The 17,728-nt window shown below is 62.2% G+C and carries 20 protein-coding genes and 1 tRNA gene; all 21 read right to left on the bottom strand.

Going from position 1 to position 17,728, the window contains the following annotated elements; genetic code table 11:
• Positions 1-3: 3 nt before the first annotated feature.
• The 21 genes from DXD94_RS06465 to rsgA all read right to left on the bottom strand — a co-directional run bounded on the left by DXD94_RS06465 (position 4) and on the right by rsgA (position 17,489).
• Positions 4-921, bottom strand: a complete 918-nt coding sequence (locus tag DXD94_RS06465) for a TatD family hydrolase (protein WP_117763573.1) — start codon at positions 919-921, stop codon at positions 4-6.
• On the bottom strand, positions 911-1,771 hold the full coding sequence (gene rsmA, locus DXD94_RS06460) for a 16S rRNA (adenine(1518)-N(6)/adenine(1519)-N(6))-dimethyltransferase RsmA (RefSeq protein WP_117763572.1): 861 nt from the start codon (positions 1,769-1,771) through the stop codon (positions 911-913). The genes DXD94_RS06465 and rsmA overlap by 11 nt, the downstream gene beginning before the upstream one ends.
• A gap of 107 nt (positions 1,772-1,878) precedes the next feature.
• Positions 1,879-3,480, bottom strand: a complete 1,602-nt coding sequence (gene metG / locus DXD94_RS06455; RefSeq protein ID WP_117734704.1) for a methionine--tRNA ligase — start codon at positions 3,478-3,480, stop codon at positions 1,879-1,881.
• A gap of 69 nt (positions 3,481-3,549) precedes the next feature.
• Positions 3,550-4,428, bottom strand: a complete 879-nt coding sequence (gene rsmI, locus DXD94_RS06450; RefSeq protein ID WP_117634283.1) for a 16S rRNA (cytidine(1402)-2'-O)-methyltransferase — start codon at positions 4,426-4,428, stop codon at positions 3,550-3,552.
• A 6-nt stretch (positions 4,429-4,434) separates the two neighbouring features.
• Entirely contained in the window at positions 4,435-5,496 is a 1,062-nt protein-coding gene (locus DXD94_RS06445) for a glycoside hydrolase family 5 protein (protein WP_117763571.1), read from the bottom strand.
• Positions 5,497-5,887: 391 nt separating this feature from the next.
• Positions 5,888-5,960, bottom strand: a tRNA-Phe gene (locus DXD94_RS06440).
• A 123-nt stretch (positions 5,961-6,083) separates the two neighbouring features.
• On the bottom strand, positions 6,084-6,368 hold the full coding sequence (locus DXD94_RS06435; RefSeq protein WP_117763570.1) for a CopG family transcriptional regulator: 285 nt from the start codon (positions 6,366-6,368) through the stop codon (positions 6,084-6,086).
• The gene (locus DXD94_RS06430; protein ID WP_117763569.1) at positions 6,368-6,634 is read right to left on the bottom strand and encodes a hypothetical protein; all 267 of its coding nucleotides are present in this window, start codon (positions 6,632-6,634) and stop codon (positions 6,368-6,370) included. The genes DXD94_RS06435 and DXD94_RS06430 overlap by 1 nt, the downstream gene beginning before the upstream one ends.
• 58 nt (positions 6,635-6,692) lie before the next feature.
• Complete coding sequence (locus DXD94_RS06425; protein ID WP_117734707.1) at positions 6,693-7,073, bottom strand: DUF192 domain-containing protein; 381 nt, start codon at positions 7,071-7,073, stop codon at positions 6,693-6,695.
• Positions 7,049-7,525, bottom strand: coding sequence for a TadE/TadG family type IV pilus assembly protein (locus tag DXD94_RS06420; RefSeq protein ID WP_117734708.1), 477 nt, complete (start codon positions 7,523-7,525; stop codon positions 7,049-7,051). The genes DXD94_RS06425 and DXD94_RS06420 overlap by 25 nt, the downstream gene beginning before the upstream one ends.
• The gene (locus DXD94_RS06415) at positions 7,525-9,585 is read right to left on the bottom strand and encodes a hypothetical protein (RefSeq protein ID WP_117734709.1); all 2,061 of its coding nucleotides are present in this window, start codon (positions 9,583-9,585) and stop codon (positions 7,525-7,527) included. The genes DXD94_RS06420 and DXD94_RS06415 overlap by 1 nt, the downstream gene beginning before the upstream one ends.
• A gap of 64 nt (positions 9,586-9,649) precedes the next feature.
• Complete coding sequence (locus DXD94_RS06410; RefSeq protein ID WP_117734710.1) at positions 9,650-10,186, bottom strand: TadE/TadG family type IV pilus assembly protein; 537 nt, start codon at positions 10,184-10,186, stop codon at positions 9,650-9,652.
• Positions 10,122-10,340 (bottom strand): hypothetical protein, encoded by a 219-nt coding sequence (locus tag DXD94_RS09575; RefSeq protein WP_117734711.1) that lies wholly within the window; start codon positions 10,338-10,340, stop codon positions 10,122-10,124. The genes DXD94_RS06410 and DXD94_RS09575 overlap by 65 nt, the downstream gene beginning before the upstream one ends.
• 1 nt (position 10,341) lies before the next feature.
• Complete coding sequence (locus tag DXD94_RS09570) at positions 10,342-10,905, bottom strand: hypothetical protein (RefSeq protein WP_147336106.1); 564 nt, start codon at positions 10,903-10,905, stop codon at positions 10,342-10,344.
• Positions 10,869-11,102 carry a hypothetical protein gene (locus tag DXD94_RS06400; RefSeq protein ID WP_117734713.1) on the bottom strand — a complete coding sequence of 78 codons (234 nt, stop codon included), beginning with the start codon at positions 11,100-11,102 and terminating at the stop codon, positions 10,869-10,871. Before DXD94_RS06400 ends, DXD94_RS09570 begins: the two co-directional genes overlap by 37 nt.
• Positions 11,103-11,112: 10 nt before the next feature.
• Positions 11,113-11,754 (bottom strand): type II secretion system F family protein, encoded by a 642-nt coding sequence (locus tag DXD94_RS06395; RefSeq protein WP_117763568.1) that lies wholly within the window; start codon positions 11,752-11,754, stop codon positions 11,113-11,115.
• The gene (locus DXD94_RS06390) at positions 11,751-12,665 is read right to left on the bottom strand and encodes a type II secretion system F family protein (protein WP_233540335.1); all 915 of its coding nucleotides are present in this window, start codon (positions 12,663-12,665) and stop codon (positions 11,751-11,753) included. Before DXD94_RS06390 ends, DXD94_RS06395 begins: the two co-directional genes overlap by 4 nt.
• Complete coding sequence (locus DXD94_RS06385; RefSeq protein WP_117763566.1) at positions 12,650-13,978, bottom strand: CpaF family protein; 1,329 nt, start codon at positions 13,976-13,978, stop codon at positions 12,650-12,652. Before DXD94_RS06385 ends, DXD94_RS06390 begins: the two co-directional genes overlap by 16 nt.
• Positions 13,975-15,624: a P-loop NTPase gene (locus DXD94_RS06380; protein ID WP_117763565.1), complete on the bottom strand. Its 1,650-nt coding sequence runs from the start codon at positions 15,622-15,624 to the stop codon at positions 13,975-13,977. Before DXD94_RS06380 ends, DXD94_RS06385 begins: the two co-directional genes overlap by 4 nt.
• Positions 15,624-16,283 (bottom strand): Flp pilus assembly protein CpaB, encoded by a 660-nt coding sequence (gene cpaB / locus DXD94_RS06375; protein ID WP_022094089.1) that lies wholly within the window; start codon positions 16,281-16,283, stop codon positions 15,624-15,626. Before cpaB ends, DXD94_RS06380 begins: the two co-directional genes overlap by 1 nt.
• A gap of 252 nt (positions 16,284-16,535) precedes the next feature.
• Complete coding sequence (gene rsgA, locus DXD94_RS06370; protein WP_199568413.1) at positions 16,536-17,489, bottom strand: ribosome small subunit-dependent GTPase A; 954 nt, start codon at positions 17,487-17,489, stop codon at positions 16,536-16,538.
• Positions 17,490-17,728: the final 239 nt, after the last annotated feature.

Here is a 17,728-nt window from a genome sequence, read left to right as displayed (position 1 = left end):
GAACTATTTTTGAAAAAGTTTGCAAGCATTTTCCCAAGCGGCTTGCGCGATTGTTTCGGCGTCCTCACCAGTGCGATCGACACGGTCGTTGACCAGCGTGTTTGCCGTGATTGAAATCATTGCCGGCTCGCACTCAAGACCTCGAATGGGCTCCGGCGCCATATACGGGCAATCCGTCTCGAACAAAATGCGGTCGAGCGGGGTCGCCGCAAATGCCTCGCGCACGTCGTCGTTGCGCTTAAAGGTGGCCGCACCACCATAGGCGATATAGCAGCCCAGCTCCACAAAGCGCTCCATCGTGGCGCGGTCCTCGCCAAAGCAGTGCAGCACACAACCGGCCTGGGGCACGCCCACCTCACGAAGCACGTTGTAGGCGTCCACGTGCGAGGTACGCTCCGGGTCCGTGTCCTCGTGACGCAGATGCAGCTCCACCGGCACGTTACGGCACACGGCAAGCTCGAGCTGGCGCGCCATACAGTCAATCTGCACGTTATGGGGCGCCGGCGCGATATCGTCGTCATAGTCCATGTGGTAGTCCAGGCCGATTTCGCCAATACCGGCGCATAAGGGGTCATCGAGTGCGGCAACGACCTGTGCGTGAACATCGTCGGTATAGTCCGGCGCGCCATACGGATGCACGCCGGCAAGATACTTGATCTGCGGGATATCCTGCATCGGCAGAATCTCGCGCGTCAGCCAGTCGCTATAGTCCGTCACGCTGCGCTTATCGGCAATAGGGTCGAAGACCGTCACCAACAGGTCGACGCCCGCCGCTTTGGCACGCATGAGCGTCTCGGGCACATCCTTGCCCCAGAACGAAAGCAGATGCGCGTGCGTGTCGGCAAGCGGCGCCAAGGGCTCCGGACAGGCGACCGTTTTCTTTTTCTTGGTAAACGTCACACGTTCGGCATTAGGCATCATGGATGAGCTCCTGGGCCAGACGGACAAAGTCGGCAACATCGAGTGTCTCGGCTCGCGTGGTCGGCGCGATACCGCAAACCTCAAAGGCGGCATCGAGCACGTCCTTGGCAAAGCCGTTAGCACTCATGGAATTGCGGATAGTCTTGCGACGCTGAGCAAATGCGGCGTCAATCACACGGGCTACAAACTCGCGATCGAGTCCTTCGGGCACCACGCCTTCAACGCGGTCGATGCGCACGACGGCTGAGTCCACATGCGGCGCCGGCATAAAGCAGCGCGGCGGCACCTCAAAGCGACCCGTCACCTGCGTATACAGGCCGAGCTTTGCCGTATAGCCGCCATAGGTCTTGTTGCCCGGCGTCGCGGCAATGCGATCGGCAACCTCCTTTTGCACCATGACGACGGCACGCTTGAGCGCGGGCATCGTCTGGAAAAACTGCAGAATGATCGTCGCTGCCACGTTATAGGGCAAGTTCGCGACAAATACCGTGGGCTCGCCGCCAGCAGCCTGCTCAATCTGCTCCGGGTCCACCTTGAGCGCATCGCCCATAATAAAGCGGAAGTTGGCATAGTCGGCAGCATGGGCATCGAGCACCGGCTCGAGCTCGGGATCGGCCTCGATCGACGTGACGCACGCAGCCTCCTGCAGCAGCGCAAGCGTGAGCGTGCCAACACCCGGACCCACCTCGAGTACGCGCTCGTCACCTGCAAGCTCGGCAAGCTCGCAGATACGCTCAATCACATGGTTGTCGATTAGAAAGTTCTGGCCCAGGCGATGCTTGGTCGCAAGGCCAAACTCCTCCAGCAGCTCCCTTGTTGCCGTGGGGTTTGCCAAAGGCGAAGTTGTCATAGTTGCCTCCTTAGCATGGTGGCGACGTCTTGAAACAAAAGGGCATGGACCGTTGCGGCCATGCCCTTACACCTAAACTGCGAATTGCCGATATGGCGCGCGGCGTCTTAACCCAGACGCGGGAACAGCGGCTCGCCCTTCTCGACGGGAGCGCCGCCGGCAAGCAGACCCCAAGCGCAAATACCCTTGAGATCGTCACTTGCGGCCTCGTCCTCGCAGGACAGACGGCGCAGAGCCTCGGCAGAAGTCTGAGGCATGAGCGGCATCAGCAGGTGGGCGGCGATGCGGATGGCTTCGAGCAGGCTGTAGATCACAAACGCGAGCTCGTCAGCCTTGGCCTCGTCCTTGGCAAGCGCCCAAGGCTCGGAGTCCTCGATGTAATGGTTGGCGGCATGGACGAGCTCCATGACCTCGTCCTTGGCTCCACCGTAATCGAGCACGTCCATCTTGGCCATATAGCGCTCGACCAGGCCATCGGCAATCTTTGCCAGCGGACTGTCGAACGCATCGAACGATGCGGGCTTGGCGGGCGCGCAGCCGTCAAAGTACTTGCCGCTCATGTTGAGCGAACGCGAGATAAGGTTGCCCCAGCTGTTGGCCAGGTCGGCGTTGTAGACCTGCTCCATGCGATCGAAGCTGATGGCGCCGTCGGTGCCGGGCACCACGTCGGTCATGAAGTAATAGCGATAGCCCTCGACACCCAGCATGTCGATGACGTCCTGCGGAGCGATGGCGTTGCCGCGGCTCTTGGACATCTTCTCGGCCTTGCCGGTCTCGGCGTTGCGCACGGTCAGGAAGCCGTGGGCAAAGACATGCTCGGGCAGGGCCTCGCCGATGGCCATGAGCATGGCGGGCCAAATGACGCAGTGGAAGCGGATGATGTCCTTGCCCACGATGTGGAACTGCGCGGGCCAGCGATAGGCCAGCTCGGCACGGGCCTCGTCGGTGTCGACACCGTAGCCGACAGCCGTCATATAGTTGAGCAGGGCGTCGAACCACACGTAGGTCACGTGGCCCTCATCAAACGGAACCTGAATGCCCCAGTCAAAGCTCGTGCGGCTCACGGAAAGATCGTTGAGGCCGCCCTCGACAAAGCTGCGCACCTCGTTCATGCGGAACGCAGGCTCAACAAAGTCGGGGTGCTCGTCATAGAGCTTGAGCAGCTTGTCCTGGAAGGCGGAAAGCTTAAAGAAGTAAGACTCCTCCTGCACGCGCTCAAGCGGACGGTGGCAATCGGGGCACAGGTGCTGACCGACGCTGCCGTACTCCTCGTCACCCTTCTGGACCTGCGTATCGGTGAAGTAGGTCTCGTCGGGCACGCAATACCAACCATCATAGCTGCCCTTATACAGGTAGCCGGACTCCTTCATGCGCTCCCACAGGTACTGTACAGCATGATGCTGGCGCGGCTCGGTGGTGCGGATGAAGTCGTCGTTGGAGATCTCGAGCTTGCTCCACAACTCCTTGAAGTGCGGAGCCTGGCTGTCGGTCCACTCCTGCGGCGTCATGTTGTGCTTGGCTGCGGCCTCGGCGACCTTCTCGCCATGCTCGTCCATGCCGGTCAGGAACTTGACGTTGTAGCCGGCAGAGCGGCGATAACGAGCCTGGACGTCGGCGATGATGGTGGAATAAGCCGTGCCCAGGTGCGGATCGGCGTTGACGTAGTAGATGGGCGTCGTGATAAAGAACGAAGGCTTGCTTTGATCCATGGGGTTAGTCCTCCAGAAAAACGTTGCATACAGGGGATGATTCTAGCGCAAGGGCTGGATATCCTCCATCTATTGCATATCGAGCACCATGGCATAGACATCGCGCTTGCGGCGCGAATACTTCTGAGACAGGCGCTTGGCCACCGCAGAAGCGGGCTCCCCCTCCTCGAGCGCGGCGCGGATATCCTCGCGCAGGGCCTCGTCGGGATCTGCCGCCGCAGCGCCAGCCGGCACGATGCCGGCCTCCTCGTCCTCACTCGGCGGCGCGATGACCAGCGCAATCTCGCCCTTTACCTCGCCACGAGCACGCAGCTCCTCGGCAAGCTGGGCGGCGGGCCCACGCAAGACCTCCTCATGTAGCTTGGTGAGTTCGCGGCAGACGGCAACCTCACGCTGGGGAAAGACCTCGGCCACAGCCTCGAGCGTCGCCACGATGCGATGTGGAGACTCGTAGAAGATGAGCGCGCCGGGCACCACGGCAAGGCGCTGCAGACGGCGCACGCGGTCACCGTGCTTGCGGCCCAAAAAGCCCTCGAAGAAAAATTGCTCGCAGGGAATGCCGGACGAAACGAGCGCCGTGACGCAAGCAGAGGGCCCGGGGATAACTTCGACGGGTACATCGGCCTCACGCGCTGCCTCGACCAGCGCCTGGCCGGGATCGGACACGCTCGGCATGCCGGCGTCCGAGGCAAAGGCGAGGGTTTCCCCCGCCAGCAGACGGTCGACCAGGCCGGCGGCGCGGCTGGCGATCACATTCTCGTCGCAGCGGACAAGCGGCTTGGAGATACCCAGGTGCATTAGCAGCTTTGACGTCACACGCGTGTCTTCGCAGCAGATGGCATCGGCGGCGGCAAACGCCTCGCCAACGCGCGGGGACAGGTCTCCCAAGTTGCCGATGGGTGTGCCGACCACATAGAGTTTGCCCGTATGGGCGCTGTTTTGCGTCATATCAACCTATTCAATCATGCCGCGCTCGAGCGTACCGAGCGCCGCGCGGGCATCCCATGCCGCAATACGCTTCTCGGTCTTCCACGTTTGGAAGAACCAACCGGCAGCCGGCGCAAACGATGCCAGCTGATTGGCGATGAACACGCGCTCGTAGGCATTGCGGCCCTCGGGCGTAACCGACGAGTTGGCAAAGATCGCCGCACCCGACCATTCGCCCACCAGCACGGGGAACCCCGTCGAAATCGCTTCTTTAAGCTCGCGCTTGTTACGCGAAATCGCCGTCGTCAGCCCGCGGGGGCTCGTGATGTCGAGTGCATACTCGTCACGGTAATGGTACAGGTGAAGGTCCATGTAGACGTTCTTGTACTTGGTGCCGCGCATAAAATGCTTCCACTCGCTGGGATACCCCGAAGACGAGAAGACGACGATTTTATCCTCGGGCATATACGAACGGACGAGCTCGTAAGCATCGCGATAGAAGTTGCGCAGGTAGTGAGCAGGAATGCCATCCGTCATGGTAAAGAGGCTCTTGCGGACGCTCATCTGCGGCGTGTCAAGCAGCTCAATGCCCAGCAGGCTCTCGGCCTCACCGTAGCGATCGGCCAAACGCTCGAGCACGTCGAGTGCGACATGGCGGCCGTTAGTGGACGAATGCCACTCGGCAACAGCCTCCGGCGTGGTGGGCGAATCGTTGGAATCGCCCTGGCCACCGGGCACAGTTGCCAGGTCAAGCAGCACGCGAATGTTGTACTTGGCAGCCCACTCAATCGCGCGGTCGATGTAGTCGACAACCGAGATGTAGGAGGCATCGGACTCCTGTGAGCCAAAGGCATACCAAGGCACCGGCAGGCGCACGGCGTTGAGGCCGATCTGCGCCATACGGCGAAAATCATCCTCGCTCACAAACGTCTCGTAATGACGACGCATGCGCTCGTTATAGGCGGCGGTGCCCATGGCCTCCTGCAGCTCGGCCGCGTTGGATGCACCGGTCGCCGCGTACAGCGACGGGGTCACCCAAGGCTCGGGAATAAACCAGCCAGAGAGATTAACGCCGAGTATCTTCTCCATCACTGCCCCCTTCGGATCGTGCAGGTCGAGCCCGCATCGTATTGCATAGGAAAAGTATCGTTTTGAGTATACCCGCGCGTGCGGGCAGGCGACCGAATGGTCTGAAAAGTGACGCAAAAGCGGGAGGAATGTCTGGGATGCGCTTTCCGCAGGGGACTACATAAAAGAAAAGGACCCCTTTGCAGAGGTCCTAGTCAATTCAAGGTGGCGGGGAAGGGAATCGCGTCCGCGCGCTGCGCGGACGGACCGCTGCGGCGCTTGCGCGCCTTGCGAGCTGCGCTGGCAAACGCTTACGCGTTTACTCAGCTCCGCGCCCTCACGGGGTTCGATTCCATGTGGGGTCTGCATAAAAGAAAAGGACCCCTTTGCAGAGGTCCTAGTCAATTCAAGGTGGCGGGGAAGGGAATCGAACCCCTGACACGAGGATTTTCAGTCCTCTGCTCTACCAACTGAGCTACCCAGCCATTTGAGGTGTGCCTTGTTTCAAGGCTTGATTAGTATAACCAAGGACGCGTTCCGGTCAACCGAGAATTTTAAAAAAGTTTTTGAGCACAGCCTTGGTTCTATAAATCGGCACGTCAGAGGCATCAGCCGGAAGCAAGAAGTTTTTCACTCAGAGCCACACGGGCAAACTCACTTGGCGTCATCCCCTCGACAGCCGCCCGTCGACGAATGGCCTCCTTCATTCCCAGGGGAATCTTGACCGACAGCGTTGCCGTCCCCTCACCTGAGAGTGGGGGCCGTCCATGCACAATCCCACCAACGGTGTGTTCGCCATCCGGAAACTCTCCACGCTCGTACGACTTGCACCACGCGTCAATCATTTCATCCGTTACAACCTGACCATTAGCGGCCGTATACGTCTTGCCCATCATCGACCCCTTTGCCGAGTCTGTTCAATCTTCTGCCAAAATTTCTTCTGGACTGGAGACAAGACATGAATGATAAGCCACCCACGGACAAGCTCGACCGCGACAAGCTCCACGCTTCGTCCGTCTGGGAGCCATCCAATCGCAAGCCATCTCGGCGGCTCGTCCTTCGACTCGCGACGAATGCACTCAGTAACCGCAAGCCAGGCGCTAAGCACCTGCTTTTCCGTCAGGTGCTTTTTAGCGTTGGGATGGATCTCAACATCCATGCATCTTCTCCTCCATCTTACCCAATTTCGTATGACGAAAGTCCGCTATCGCCAATTCTTACGCCGGCACTTGTTGGAGGGCAGGGAGCGAGGCGAGGATTGAGGGACGTTCCAGTACGGCCCAGGCGCACGGGTGAGAGCACATGCGCCACGGACGGACGTTTTCATAGCGTGCGAGGATGTTGCCGTTGCGGTCGATAAAGGCGATATCGATGGGATAGGCCATAAAACACGTGTGGACCGAGGAACAGTGCGGAAACGCCATGACGAGCGGCAGGCCGTTGGCGGCAACCGGACGCCGTCCCAGCATGCCGAGCAGGCGCACGACGAACGACTCCGCCACCGCAAACTCGGCCGGCGTCCAACCCAGCCTGTTGAGTGCCCGCGCGTAAGCGATGTAGGACGAGACCGCGGTCACATAACCACCCCCGGACGCCATGGATCGACCGTCACCGCGCGCTCGTGCGACAACGTTGTCGGCGCCCCCAGCGGAACGCCAGCGATGCTGAGAGAAGTCGGCCACGGCTCATAGTGCATGGTGCAGGTGTAGGTCCTAAACGTACCGGATAGGGAGAGCAGGCCACCATCCGATGCCTCCGCGCCTTGCTCGCTCGACACTTCGATCTGCAAGTCATAGCCTTCCATGGCATTCAGAATTTGAGTCTGAACCGTCGCCGAGGCATCGGCAGAGCTTTCGCCGCCCTCCCCCTCCGACGCCACGGCGTGCGCCAACACGATGTCGGGCACCACGCGGTCGAAGCGCGCGACAGCGCTGGCAAAGATCATGACGTTGTACACGATGAGTGCCAGCACCAGCAAAACGGGCGTAACCACTGCCATCTCCACCGTCGCTTGGGCGCGCTCCTCGCGCAGACGCATGCGGATACTCATTACGACCCACCGCCCAGAGCGCCAACCAGCGTGGCGACATCGACGGTGAGTGGGATGGAGCCGCCGCCGGGCAGAGGAATCTCCGCAAGCGTGAACACCGTACCGCCAATGGTGCGTTCGACTTGATATTCCAACGCCTCGCAAAGCGCCTTGGGATCGGTCACGCCCAACGGAATACCTCGCAGCTTGTCTTGCGCTTGAGAGAAACCAGCAATGTCAGACCCCGGACTCTTAATGACGTTGGCGGAATCGGTCAGCACCGGCTTTCGCAGGCGCAAGTCGCACGGTTCCAAACCCAGCGCCGCCACGGACGCCGAAACGGTATCGCCGAGCCACGATGCGATGGAGCCCAACGCGCCGCCGCCCCCTCCTAGGTCTTTAATCATCTCGTCCATAAGTTCGTCGGCCGAACCTTGGATATCACCGTATCCTACGAGCAGCCGTCCCCAAACATCCATGACGCCGTCGAGCACGCCGGCAACGCCGCCCGAGCGTTCCTTCAATGTCGAGAAAAATCGCGAAAGCACGTTGTTTTGCGCCGTCGCCTCATCGGGCGCCAGCACCGCGGCAGAGATGGCACCGCGACTGCCAAGCTCAACCGCCGTGTTAAACGAGGAGTTAAGTTGATCGGGGCTGGTCATATCGCCCGAAACCGCAAGGGCGACCACGCCGTTGCGACCGGGCGGCGCGATACGCGGACGCTCACCCGAAAGCGCTTGAATGGCCTGATCGAATGCGCTTCCCGCGCGATCTGCCTCGCCTTCGGTCTGTCGCTCGAGCTCAAGCTCTTTGTTGCGGCATTCGGCGTAGTCTTCCATGGCGTCTTTGAACTTGTCAAAGTGATACTCGAAGCCGTTTTCGATCGATGTAGAAGGAGCGGCGACGGCACCCAGTGTCTTGACTCCAAAATGGCAGCGGTCGCATGCTTCTCTCCCGTCAAAGTCAGCAACCGATGACAGTCCTCCCGGCGCTCCCTTTTTATAGTTTGGGCAGCCAGTTCCATAATGGATGTACGTCTTGCCGTCATTGCTGCTCGTCGGCCACGCGGCATCGGTATAAAGATCGCTCGCCCTGACCTCGTCCGCATTGCGCGGCAGCAGCGGCAGGTCCGCGACGACGCTCGTGCCGTCGTCCACGATGGAGGCACGCCCGAGCTCTTCACCGGCATACCGATAGAACGCCTTTCGAGCGGCAGACTCCGCCTGCATCTCGACACCGCTTCCAAGCGGCTTTTCGTTAGCCAGGCGCTGACGGTAATATGTTCTCGCTCGGTCAAGCGCCACCTGGGGCTCCCACGTGACGCTCGATGCGTAATGTGGGTTGAGCTCGCCCGGCAGCGACGCCAGCTTCTTCGCGCGCTCCCACATGCACGAACGGCTACCAATCGTGCCCTTGTCCGACCCGCCGCAGTCCGCAAGCCAGGCGCGCTCTTTTGCTTTCGCCGTATCCTCAGAAGCCTCCTTCAACTTTTTGGCTGCGAGCTCTAAATCATCTGACGTGTCTTTAATAGCATCGGGCGAGATCTCGGACCCCTCGAGCGCAACGAAATCGGACTCGGACGTCCTGGGCACGGCAAGCGCCGTACCGGTATAGCTCACGCTATCGGTATCCTGCGCCGACACCGCCTGTGTAGCTCGCGCGGCAACCAGATACGGCAGAGCCGTCTCGATTTTCTGTAAGCCTTCCGATGCGCTTTTGGCAAACTTGTTGCGCGTTTTAATGATCCCAATCCCGGTGTCGACCATATTGCCGGCAACCGGCTCGGCACCCGGGATGAGGATGGCGACCAGGCCCGTCCCGATCGTGGCAAACCCCGCCAGCCCCAGACTCAAGATGCTCGCATCAACCACCGTGGCAGCCGTGTGATAGGACGACACTACGTTGGCACCCGCCAGCGCGCCGCTATCGGCCGCCACCTGGGTATCCCCGGCACGCGACATGCTCCATATCGCCGCGGTTGACGAAAACAACAACGTAAGCACCACTAGGATGACCACGGCAGAGGAAAGCGTGGTGTAGGCACCGTCTTCGATAAACAGGTCGATACCGGCTCGACCCATAAAGCCTCCTCGTTTGCGATGGCAGCTCGGACGGCGCGTCAAAACGCGCCTAGACCAGAAACGCTTAATCCCATGCAGCAATCCACGAATCATAATCTCCCTCCAGCCATTCGGGACGCGATTGATACGAGACATTGACCTTGAGCTCAACGTAGTCGCCCTCGGCGGTACCACCCATAGCCTGCGCAAACGCACCGATCACAGGCAACGGCTTGACCTCGCCGGAAACGGACACGGACGAGACGCCACCCGCACCGGCCCGGCCAAGCTCGATATCCCACGACAACGGCCCGCCGGCATGAAAGATCGAAACGTTGGGCACTGCGGCAAGCCGGCGGCGGGTGAACTCCTTAAGATCATCGTCCTCCGCCGTCGTCGTGGTCATGAGCCGCGCGGTCTCGGCGGCGGCAGACTCCATGACCGCGCGCGTATAGAGCAGGCACACCGGTTGCAGTGCGAGAAGGATGAGCGTCAGAAACGTCGGCAGCAAAAAAGCGGCCTCGACCGTAGACTGCGCCCGGTCCTCACGCGCGATATCAATACAACGCGATGTCCTTAGCGCCCGCAGCGGCGTCGATAACCGACGTCGAGGCAACGCCATGGGATGCCGCCCGCTCGACCAGCGCCGCCAAGCGCCCATCGGTGCCAGCACGCCAAAGTCCCGCGATCGCCAGCACGATGGAAAGCAGCGCCACCGTGACGATGGCGTATTCGACCGTCGCCTGGGCAGATTCCTCGCGCAGGACGTCATGCATTTCACGACCCCTCCTTTGAGTTCGATGCCTGCGGGCTCAGGCGGATCACGCGCAGGCGGCACGAAGCATCGCCGACATCCGCAGCAACCGTCACCATATCGACCCAGCCGCGTCCATCGCGCACGATGGCGCCCCATACGTTGCCCTTAATATCGAGATAGCCGCTCAGGGCGAGCTGGGCCGTTGGCACCTCGCGGTAGGCGCGTAACATATCCGCCGCTGCCTCGGTCATCGGTCGGTCCTCGGACCATGCAAGCCGGACCGCAATCGCGTTGCCCTCAGGCGAATCCGTCGCAGTGGCAGACCGCTTGTCGAGCGTCCGCAGAAAGGTTTGCGCCGTGACAGCGACATCCGAATCGTCCGCATCTCGCGTCTCATCTTTTTGAGACGCCACCGCCGAATCTGAGCCCGAGTCGAAGGCGGCCCCAGGACGCTGCTGCCGCGCGGAGTTAAGCCCCCAAAGCACCGCCGCTATCGCCACGATCAGGCAAGCAAACACCAGCAGCACCCCGATGGGGCGCTCGCCCTCTACAGGCTGTTGATGCCCTCGCTGATCGCATCCCATAGCTCTTTAACCTTGCCTTTAAATGCAACGATGGCAATAATCGCGATCACCACAAGCACGCCCACCAAAATGGCGTACTCGGTGGTACCCTGCGCGCTCTCCTCCTGCAACAGTTCCTTGGCATGCTGGCGAGCGCGGATCGCCCGGCAAAAAGCCCAGTTCCAAGCCTTGTCAGCAACTTCGACCATCGTGTTCATGTATTCCTCCCTACATCATCCCGCCTGCTCCCAGCAGCGGGCCCAATATGGACAGAAGCAACGCCGGCAAGATGAGCGTGCCGGTGGGAATCAGCAGCTTGACGGGCGCACGCTCGATCTCGCGCTCAACCGCGGCGCGATGAGCTGCACGGATCTCGCGACTTTGAGCGGCCAGCGTCTCGGCAAGTGGGGCACCCAGGGCGAGCGCCTGCCCCACCGTGATGGCAAAGGTCTCGAGCGCTCGCACGTCCAGGTCGCGCGCGGCGGCCAACAACTCGTCCTCACGCGTGCCCACGCCCACCTGCCACGCCATGCGGGCCCGCTCAAGGCGAAGAGCCAGCACTGACCGGCGGTTGGCGCAGAAAATCTCAAGCGCCGCATCAAACGAAAGACCGGCCGAAAGACCCAAGCGAACAACATCGATCATCTCGGACACTTCGCCGAGCGACGCTCGCGCCGGGCCGCCCGCCCCAACCGCGCCCTTCACTCGCGCGGTCAGGGCATCGGCCACCGAGCGACCCGCAGCAGCGACCAGCACTGCCTCGCGCTTGCAGGTACCTGCGATCTTGCGTGCATCCGCCCGATCCAAACCCGTCGCGACAAATACACTCAGAGCGCACAGGCAAGCCGCAACTGCAACCAGGGCGCTCATAGCTCCACCCTCATAATGCGCCGGATAACCACCAGGGCAACGGCGTTGAGGGCAAGACCCAGCACCACAGCGCCCGCACCGGCAGGCGTCACAAGACCGCGACGAAAATCTGCCGAAAGCAGCGCCAACACCGCGCACATGCCCGCCGGCATCGCCGCGACCATATGCGCCGACATGCGGGCCTGCGACGTCTTGACATCCAGGCGGCGCTTGAGCTCAATGCGCTCCCCCACCATGCTCGACGCCTCGGCCAGCAGGTCGGCAAGCGGGGCACCGGTTCGCTGCGACACCTTGAGCGCCAACGCGACAAGCGAAAGCCCGGGGGCGTCGATGCGGAGAAGCAGGTCGTCGAGCGCATCGGTCGCCGAGATGCCGCAATCGATCGCCGCCGCCACCCGCAAAAACTCGGTATGCACCGGCTCTTGCGCATGAGCGCCCACAAAGCGCATGCCCTGGGCCAGCGAATGTCCCGAGGCAAGCGACATGGAAAGTGCGGTAAACGCCTCGGGCATGGCCTCCTCCACATCGTGTTGCTCGCGCCGACTCTCAAAGCCATCCCGGGCGGCGCCAACGACAAACGGGGCAACAAGTCCCAAGGCAAATCCGAGGGGCGATAACGACACCATCGTTAGCAAAACGCAGCAGACACCGCTCGATAGCAGCAGAAATGCCAGGCGAGTCGCGTTATCCTCAATAGCAAGCCCAAAGCGATCTGTGGGGACCAACGATGCCCACGAACGGGCGATCTTTTTCAGCAGATCGTTTTCCACCAGCTCACGCGGCAGCTTCTCTGCCACCGTCTCGAGCGCCTGACGTGCCAGCTCCGCCGGCGGTACCTGCGGCACACGAGGCTCTGCCCCACACGCCGTCGCGACAGAAAGCCCTGCCAAGCCCCCTACGACGAGGGGCATAGCGATCTCCATTCGTCCACCTCCTCTTGTGTAAGCGTCCCCGACCGCAGGCCTTCTGCGATAAACGGCGGCTCGCGGTCGAGCGTCCAGGTGCACTCGGCGGCATCGAAAGTCACGTAGCGTTCGAGCTCAACACCGCCCGACACGCCGCGGCGAACCCCCGAATATGAGGCCACAAAGCGCCTGCCATCGGCGTGGCGCTCGGACATCACGATGCCGTCGAGCGCCATGGCAATCTGCTCCTCGATGAGCTCGCTCGGCAGATCGATGCCATAACGTGCAAGCAACGTCAGGCGCACCACGGTCTCCTGTTCTGAACCCGCATGAAGTGTGGTGAGCGACCCGTCGTGGCCCGTGTTCATGGCCTGCAACATGTCGCAGCACTCGGCACCGCGCACCTCGCCCACCACGATGCGGTCGGGGCGCATGCGCAGGGCATTAGTTACCAGGTCGCGGATCGTCACCGCGCCCTCACCCTCAATTGAAGCCTCGCGCGCCTCTAGGCGCACCACGTGCGGATGATGCGCAAACTTGAGCTCGGCAGAGTCCTCGATCGTCACGATGCGCTCGCCGGTGGAAATCTCGCATGACAACGCGTTGAGCAGGGTGGTCTTACCAGATCCCGTGCCCCCCGCAACCGCCAGGTCCTGTCGCAGCGACACCGCGCACGACAGCAGCTGCGCATACCAAAGCGGCAGCGATCCCAACCCCACGAGCTCGTCCAGAGAGCAGATACGGTCCGAGAACTTTCGGATGGTGAGAATCGGTCCGTCAATCGCCACAGGCGGAATCACCGCGTTGACGCGATAGCCCGTTTTGAGGCGGGCGTTGACAATGGGGCTGCGCTCGTCGATACGGCGGCCAAGTGGCGAGATGATGCGGTCGATTAGCACACGGATCTGTTCGTCGTCCTCAAACGCGTGCTCGATGGGATACAAAACGCCGCCGCGTTCAAAGAAAGCCGAGCGGCAGCCGTTGATCATGATCTCGGTAACGGTGTCGTCCTCGATGAGCGGCTGCAACGGCCCCAAGCCCACCACATCATCCAAAATCTCGTCGATGATGGTCTCGCGCTCGGGCGTCGCGAGATCGGTCGGCTCCTCAACATTGAGCGCCGCCTCCACCGCGGGACGCAATTCCGAGCGGGCAAGCGCCGGGTCGATATAGGCGCTGATACGCGCCACTTCGTCGTAACCCATGCGGTCCATTACGGCGCGCTTGGTGCGTCGTTTCACCGCGCGGCGACGCCCTGCATCTACAGGCGCTGCCGTCGCTGCAGCGCCGGCAGCCTTAATCCTCGTTTGCAGGCTCATCGCTGATCACCCTCGCGCGACCAGGGAAGGCGAATACGCGGGCGTTCGGTGCGTGTTGCACGGTCGGCGACCATATCGCTCCAAGGGCCGACGGCGCACCCCAGTTCCACGAGCATCTCGCGCGTGGCCTCGCGCACACTGGTCGCAAAAGCGCTGGTCTGCCCCACTGCCTCGTCAGCGCGCCCAAACGCCATGAGCGCGGCGAGATCCTGTCCGCCATCGGCGATACGAATCTTGGAGCTCAACGCACAGGCAATCTCAAAGCGCATGGCGACGTCCTCGTCTGCCCCGCGCGCACCGAACCGGTTGAACACAGCGCTCATGCGCGTGCGCGGCACACCTACTCGACTTGCCAGTTCAATGACGCGCGACGCCGATGTCGCGGACGACACCGCCGCATCGCCAACGACCAGACAACGGTCGCTCGCCGCCACCGCAGCCGCCACGGCGTCGCCCCAAAAGACCGAGGTATCGATAAAGACCACGTCGGATTCGCGACGCAGAACATCAAGCAATAGCTCCACCGGACGTGCCATGAGCTCGGCTTGCTCGGGCGCCGCGACGGGACCCCAGAGCGTAACGCCCGGCGCCACGCGCATCGATGCGGCTACGATATCCGGCTCGGCGAGCGCGCCCGCCGCCGACGGCTCGATAAGTGCCGCTATATCGCGCGGAGCATCGACGCCTAACAAGTCGTAAAGGTTTCCAAACATCAGGTCCAGGTCGAGCACGGCGGCACGCAAGCCCAACAGCGACGATGTGTGTGCCATGGTGGCAACAATCGTCGACTTGCCGCAACCGCCCGAACCCGAAATGGCGCAGATGACCGGAGCTCGATGCGGCGGAGCGGCGGCGTCTGCCGGCGGCATCTGAAGCGGCGGGGCGGGCGTCGGTGACAGCGTCCCCGTCTCCCCCGCCGCAACCACACGCTGCGTCCAAGCCGGCATGGCAGCTTGTTCGGTCTGCGAGGCAGGCTCGTTCTGTGCAATCTGCTCATGCTGCATCGGCGACAACTCGCCGCACCCGGCAAAGCCCTCAACTTCGTCCAGTTCATCCGCCAGATTCACGCCGTGCACGTATCCCATATCTACAGCCGGGGAGTCGCCAGCATGCTGTGCCGGCCCTCCAGCGTCATCGTATACAAGGGGGTTCCGGGGGCGCCGACCATGCTCGGCTTCCGCTTTTCCATAATCATCAACACGCGGGCCTCTTGTAGCGCGAGGCGCCCCGGGTTCCCTATCAACAAAAGCATCGGGCTCAATCGTCATGCGCCGATCGGAATCAACCGCTCCCTCGCCCGCGCGCCCGTTGCCACATATACTGTGCGCAGCGATGACCTCGGTCGCCCCCGCGCGAAACAGCCCCTCGATATCCGACGGATCGAGCGCTTCTATCAACACGACCACGCGACTCACGCGGCCTTCGGCCGTCAGGCGCGCAACAGTCTTGCGCACATCTTCGGTATCAAACAGAGACGCCGCGATGATGGCAGCCCCGCGGCGCGACGGAAACGCCCGCGCCATGGAAACCAGCCCGTCCAGGTCACCCACGCGAAGCACCTGTGCACCCGCATCACGGCCCTCGACTTCCCGCTGCAACAGCCCGTAATCGCCGCACGCGCAGCACGCAAGCCAGATCGCCTTCATCACTCGTCGCCTCCGCTCTTTTTGCCGCGAGCCGTGGCGGGAATCGTCAAGCTGACCGTTCCCTTGCCCGAGGCGCCCAGCAGTTCCTTGACGTCTTCGGGGTCAGCCGCCAGCGTCACCCATTCGATCTTGCCCTCGCGCGTGGCACCGGAATCCTCACTGGTATCGATCACGTACGCGCCGCACAGCCGATCGGTTACGCCGTCTTTTTGCACATACACATCCACGTAGCTGCCCACGCCCGTGGCGCCGCCGACCGAGTGCTCGGCATCGACCGCCACCGAAACGGCGACCTTGCCCTTAGGCACCTCGAGCTTGTGGCTCTCGGCCTTGGTGTAGACATTGCAGATCACGGCGTTTTTGGGAATACGCGAAGTCGTCACGTCGCCGCGCACCTGGCGCAGCTCGGTCGCTGCGTCACGCGGCAGCAGGCTCGTCAGCCATTCCTGGGTTATGACATTGGTCTCATCGAGGGTCTCGCCCACATCGATATCGCGCGCCGCAACGCATACCTCGACGCGATCGCCCCCGTACTTGGCCAAGGTCTCAGCCTGGACCTGTTCGGCTTGCGAGCGGATCGACGAGCCGTAAACCATGCAGAGCAGAGCAGCGAGCACGCCTGCGACCAGACTGATGGCGATGCGCTTGCTCTTGTTCACGGCCGCTCCTCTCATGGCAGTGCCGGGCGAATGCCCGTACCACCATTGTCTGGGCGGTCAGAGTGCAAAGCGGCGCAATCGCGATCTTGGTTTTCGATGTCAAACCAATCGCTGACCAAAAACTGACCAGCCCGTCAAGCTCGTGGCAAGGTTTTGGTCAGCACGTCAGCAAACTGCATGTTTCGAGGCTTTTCCACAGCAAAAAAGCCGTCTCCCGAACAGTTGGGAGACGGCTGTCATAGGAAAAATCAATTACAAATGGACATCGGGATCGAGCATTTGAGCGCTCACGCGCATGGATGACGCCAGGTTTTGGAACGTTTCCAGACGCAGGCCGTCGATCTGCCCGGCGTCCTCGGCCTCGCGAACGGCGCAACCCGGCTCATGGGTATGTGTGCAATCGCCAAACCGGCACGCTCGCGATGCCTCGACAATCTCGGGGAAGGCGCGCGCCAGACCCCGCTCGTGACCCACGAGCGGTAGGCTGCGCAGGCCCGGGGCATCGGCGATCACGCCGGCGTCGCCCGGCAGCGCCACCATCACGCGCGCAACGGTAGTGTGGCGGCCCTGATCGTCGCGTTCGCGCACACCGCCGGTCGCCAACGTATCGTGGCCCAGCAGTGCATTGAGCAGCGTCGACTTGCCGGCACCCGACTCGCCCAGAATCATGGCGCAGCTCCCAGCGGGCACGCAGGAACGGACCTCGTCCAGGCCGCGGCCCTCGGCAGAGGACGTCACGATCACGCGCACGTCCGGACCCACCAGGCGGCGCACGCGGTCCAGATCGCGCTCGAGCTCCTCGGCATCGCAGCGGTCAGCTTTGGTGAGCACCACCACCGGCTCGGCATCGCAGTCGAGCGCCAACACCAGCGAGCGCGCCACGCGGTCGAGCAGCACCTCGCCAGCACCGAGCGCCTGCACGATTAGCACACTATCCACGTTGGAGCAGAGCACCTGGCGCTCTCCGCGGGCACGGCCGCGCCAACGTTCAAAGCTCGTATGGCGCGGCAGCACGCACTCAATCACGCCCATATCGTGCCCGGGAGCGCGGCGCACCGCCACACGGTCGCCCACGGCAGGCAGCAGGACCTCGTCCTCGCCGCGCGACTTGGCAAACCCCACGGCATGCTCGGCGCGAAAGGTGTCGTCGGCAGTAGCCACCAGCGGAAACCCGCGATCCAAGCGCACCACGGCGCCAAGCTGCATCTGCTCGGGCTCCTCGGCATGTGCGCAGAAATCATCAAAGGCAGTCTGCTGGGCTTCATCGACCGGCAGGTCATCAAACGCCGGAACGTCCTGCAGCGCGTCGAGTCCCGGCACGCTTGCCAGCAGCTCCTCAGCAGATGCGGGAGCCTCGGTCGCGAGCTTGCGGCGACGATCGCGCTTAGCCCGCGCCCCCGTCGTCTTTTTCTTCGCTTTAGCCTTAGCTTTGCCCACAGATGCCT

Origin of the sequence: Collinsella sp. TM10-22 (assembly GCF_003466125.1) — a bacterium.
Lineage (GTDB): Bacteria > Actinomycetota > Coriobacteriia > Coriobacteriales > Coriobacteriaceae > Collinsella.
Note: the sequence above shows the minus strand (reverse complement) of the source record. Positions and strands in the feature narration are given on the sequence as shown.

What these genes read in the sequence shown, in the direction of transcription:
- metG (WP_117734704.1), bottom strand. Translation starts at nt 3,480, where the DNA reads ATGGATCAAAGCAAGCCTTCGTTCTTTATCACGACGCCCATCTACTAC.
- DXD94_RS06425 (WP_117734707.1), bottom strand. Translation starts at nt 7,073, where the DNA reads ATGGCGTCCGGGGGTGGTTATGTGACCGCGGTCTCGTCCTACATCGCT.
- DXD94_RS06410 (WP_117734710.1), bottom strand. Translation starts at nt 10,186, where the DNA reads ATGGCGTTGCCTCGACGTCGGTTATCGACGCCGCTGCGGGCGCTAAGG.
- DXD94_RS06415 (WP_117734709.1), bottom strand. Translation starts at nt 9,585, where the DNA reads ATGGGTCGAGCCGGTATCGACCTGTTTATCGAAGACGGTGCCTACACC.
- rsgA (WP_199568413.1), bottom strand. Translation starts at nt 17,489, where the DNA reads ATGCAGCTTGGCGCCGTGGTGCGCTTGGATCGCGGGTTTCCGCTGGTG.
- DXD94_RS06395 (WP_117763568.1), bottom strand. Translation starts at nt 11,754, where the DNA reads ATGAGCGCCCTGGTTGCAGTTGCGGCTTGCCTGTGCGCTCTGAGTGTA.
- rsmI (WP_117634283.1), bottom strand. Translation starts at nt 4,428, where the DNA reads ATGACGCAAAACAGCGCCCATACGGGCAAACTCTATGTGGTCGGCACA.
- DXD94_RS06380 (WP_117763565.1), bottom strand. Translation starts at nt 15,624, where the DNA reads ATGAAGGCGATCTGGCTTGCGTGCTGCGCGTGCGGCGATTACGGGCTG.
- DXD94_RS06445 (WP_117763571.1), bottom strand. Translation starts at nt 5,496, where the DNA reads ATGGAGAAGATACTCGGCGTTAATCTCTCTGGCTGGTTTATTCCCGAG.
- DXD94_RS06465 (WP_117763573.1), bottom strand. Translation starts at nt 921, where the DNA reads ATGATGCCTAATGCCGAACGTGTGACGTTTACCAAGAAAAAGAAAACG.
- rsmA (WP_117763572.1), bottom strand. Translation starts at nt 1,771, where the DNA reads ATGACAACTTCGCCTTTGGCAAACCCCACGGCAACAAGGGAGCTGCTG.
- DXD94_RS06430 (WP_117763569.1), bottom strand. Translation starts at nt 6,634, where the DNA reads ATGGATGTTGAGATCCATCCCAACGCTAAAAAGCACCTGACGGAAAAG.
- DXD94_RS06435 (WP_117763570.1), bottom strand. Translation starts at nt 6,368, where the DNA reads ATGGGCAAGACGTATACGGCCGCTAATGGTCAGGTTGTAACGGATGAA.
- DXD94_RS09575 (WP_117734711.1), bottom strand. Translation starts at nt 10,340, where the DNA reads ATGCATGACGTCCTGCGCGAGGAATCTGCCCAGGCGACGGTCGAATAC.
- DXD94_RS09570 (WP_147336106.1), bottom strand. Translation starts at nt 10,905, where the DNA reads ATGGGATGCGATCAGCGAGGGCATCAACAGCCTGTAGAGGGCGAGCGC.
- DXD94_RS06390 (WP_233540335.1), bottom strand. Translation starts at nt 12,665, where the DNA reads ATGCCCCTCGTCGTAGGGGGCTTGGCAGGGCTTTCTGTCGCGACGGCG.
- DXD94_RS06385 (WP_117763566.1), bottom strand. Translation starts at nt 13,978, where the DNA reads ATGAGCCTGCAAACGAGGATTAAGGCTGCCGGCGCTGCAGCGACGGCA.
- DXD94_RS06400 (WP_117734713.1), bottom strand. Translation starts at nt 11,102, where the DNA reads ATGAACACGATGGTCGAAGTTGCTGACAAGGCTTGGAACTGGGCTTTT.
- DXD94_RS06420 (WP_117734708.1), bottom strand. Translation starts at nt 7,525, where the DNA reads ATGAGTATCCGCATGCGTCTGCGCGAGGAGCGCGCCCAAGCGACGGTG.